The sequence below is a fragment of the Achromobacter sp. genome (assembly GCF_057314935.1).
Map to the genome: position 1 here is coordinate 1 of NZ_DBHKZA010000152.1, position 2789 is coordinate 2789.

The following is a 2789-nucleotide window of genomic DNA, read 5'->3' on the forward strand; positions in this document are numbered from 1 at the left end:
ATATTGATGATGCGCCCGCCATCGGGCATCGACGCCTGCGCCGTGCGGATGGCGACGAAAGGCGCACGCACGTTGATGTCCATCGTTCGCTCGTAGTCGTCCATGCTGGTGTCGCCGATCAGGCCTGCGACAAATATCCCGGCGTTGTTGACCAGCACATCCACGGGTCCCAACTCTTTGATGGCCGCTTCCACCGCTTGGCGCACCGCCAGCGCGTCTTCGGAATCGGCCTGGATGGCGCGCGCCCGGCGCCCATCCACCGTCAGTTCCTTGGCGAGCGCCTGCGCGGCGTCCGCGGACGCCGCACTGACATAGGTGAACGCCACGTCGGCGCCGTCGGCCGCCAGGCGCCGCACGATGGCCGCGCCGATGCCCCGGCTGCCGCCCGTCACGAAAGCCACTTTCCCAGTCAGATTGCCCATCGTTCGTCCTTAATTTGTAGTGATCAGTACAAATATCATCGCCGCGTCGGATCACATTCGTCAACGATTTTTTTATCGATCAACACAAAATATCGGTCACGAGTAAAATCGCGCCATGGCAGAACGTGGGCGCCCCCGGAACTTCGACCGGGCCCAGGCCTTGCAAAAGGCCATGGAAGTCTTCTGGTCGAAGGGATATGAAGGAGCATCGCTAACCGATCTGACGGAAGCGATGGGCATCAACTCGCCTAGCCTTTATGGCGCATTCGGCTCAAAAGAAGGACTATTTCGCGAAGCGGTCGAGCTTTACCGTGAGACAGAAGGCGGGTCGTCCCGCCGCGCGCTGCAAGACGCGCCCACTGCCCGCGGCGGCATCCAGTCCATGCTGCTGGCCGCAGCCGAACGCTTCACCGCCCCCGGCCTGCCGCCCGGCTGCATGATCGTGCTGGGCGCGCCCTCAGGCAGCGTCAACCACGCCAGCGTCGGCGGCTTCCTGTGCGACAACCGCCGCGACATGCAAGGCCGCATCCTGGCCCGGCTGAACGCGGGCGTCGCGCAGGGCGAACTGCCTGGCGGCGCCGACACGAAGAGCCTCGCGGCTTTCTACACGACCGTGCTGCACGGCATGTCCATCCAGGCGCGCGACGGCGCCACGCGCAAGACGCTGCAAGCGGTGGCGCGCCAGGCCATGTGCGCCTGGGACGCACTGACCGGGGGCATGCCCCCTTCCGGCGTTCCGCCGGGCCCCGCGCGTTCCTGACGGAGTCGGCCATGTTCCGCATCGACCTTCGGCGCCTGATCCTGTGGATCAGCCTGCTGTCGGTCATCCTGGTGCTGGCCGGCGGCCTGCATGCCAGTTATCTGGTGCAGCGCGACCTGTTGCTGCACAACGCGCTGGAGGTCAATCGCGTCTATGCGTCCAAACTGGCCTCGGCGACCGATACCTTCCTGACCGACGTACGACGGTATCTGGCCTACAGCGCCGACGTGCTGGCTGACATGGAAGCCCGGCCCGCGCTGATGGCCGAAGAAACGCGGCGCCAGCAGGAACAACTGGGGCACTTCAATTCCAGCGTGGTGGTGTCGCCGCAGGGCAAGGTGATCGCCGTCTCTTCCGCCTATCCGGAACTGCTGGGCCAGCAGTTGACGAGCGACGCCTCCAAGACCGCCATCCGCACCAAGCAGCCCATCATCAGCGAGCCCTACCAGACCAGCACCGGCCGCTGGCTGATCCTGTACTCCTACCCCATCTTTTCCCGCGACTATCGCTATCTTGGCTATATCGCGGGCACGCTGTACCTGCATGAAGACAATGTGCTGGACCGCCTGCTGGGCCAGCATTTCTACCGCGACGATTCCTTCCTGTACGTGATGGACCGCAACGGCACGCTGATCTTTCACCCCGACCGAAGCCGGCTGGGGCACAAGGCGCCCGACGACGAGATCTTCGCAGCCGCCCGGCGCGGGGAAACCGGAGAGCGGCGCTTCACGGACAGCCAGGGCCGCGACATGCTGGCGGGCTATGCGCCGGTGCCGAGCACCGGTTGGAGCCTCATTGCGCAGCGTCCGGTGGAAAGCACGCTGCAACCTTTGAGCGACCTGCTCATGGCCACCGCCCGCAATGCCCTGCCGCTGCTGTTGCTGTCGGTGATCCTGATCTGGCTGCTGTCGCGCTGGATCGCGCGTCCGCTGGGCGAGCTGGCGGGCATCGCGCGGCACATGCAGGATCCGGACTCGGCAGCCCGCATCCGCAACGTGCGCTCCTGGTATTTCGAAGCGGCACAGCTCAAGCGCGCGCTGCTGATGGGACTGGCATCGATCCATCACAAGATCCGCGACCTGCGCCGCGAAACCACCACTGACACGCTGACGGGGCTGCTGAACCGGCGCGGCCTGGACGAGGCGCTTGCGATGCTGCAAGCCGACGAATCCCCGGTTGCGCTGATGGTCCTGGACATCGACCACTTCAAGGGCATCAACGACCGCTATGGCCACACGGCCGGCGACCGCGCGCTGCAGGCCCTGGCCACGCTGATGAGCGAAGGCTCGCGAAGCGGCGACACGCTGGCGCGCTCGGGCGGGGAGGAATTCGTCATCCTGATGCCGGGCGCATCGCTGGCCGCGGCCGTGTCGGCCGCCGAGCGCCTGCGCCAGCGTCTGGCCGCGCAACCCGCGCCGGGCGCCATCAGTTCGCCCATCACCGCCTCCGTGGGCGTGGCGCGCTTTCCGGACCACGGCGCCACGCTGGACGCCGTTTTCCAACGCGCGGACCAGGCGCTGTACTACGCGAAAAACCATGGCCGCAACACGGTGTGCGTGGCTGACGACGACGCGCGCGACGGATCGCGCCGCGCGTCGCCGGGCTGA

Annotated in this window: 3 protein-coding genes; 2 read left to right on the forward strand and 1 reads right to left on the reverse strand. The window is 66.3% G+C overall.

Annotated elements, in window-relative coordinates; translation table 11 throughout:
- Positions 1-422 (reverse strand): SDR family NAD(P)-dependent oxidoreductase (locus ACO6D5_RS29140; RefSeq protein WP_485827320.1); only part of this gene is annotated, 422 nt, incomplete at its 3' end.
- 115 nt (positions 423-537) lie between these two features.
- Between ACO6D5_RS29140 and ACO6D5_RS29145 the strand changes: the two genes are divergently transcribed.
- The gene (locus tag ACO6D5_RS29145; protein ID WP_315844775.1) at positions 538-1182 is read left to right on the forward strand and encodes a TetR family transcriptional regulator; all 645 of its coding nucleotides are present in this window, start codon (positions 538-540) and stop codon (positions 1180-1182) included.
- Positions 1183-1193: 11 nt separating this feature from the next.
- Positions 1194-2789 (forward strand): diguanylate cyclase, encoded by a 1596-nt coding sequence (locus ACO6D5_RS29150; protein ID WP_315844776.1) that lies wholly within the window; start codon positions 1194-1196, stop codon positions 2787-2789.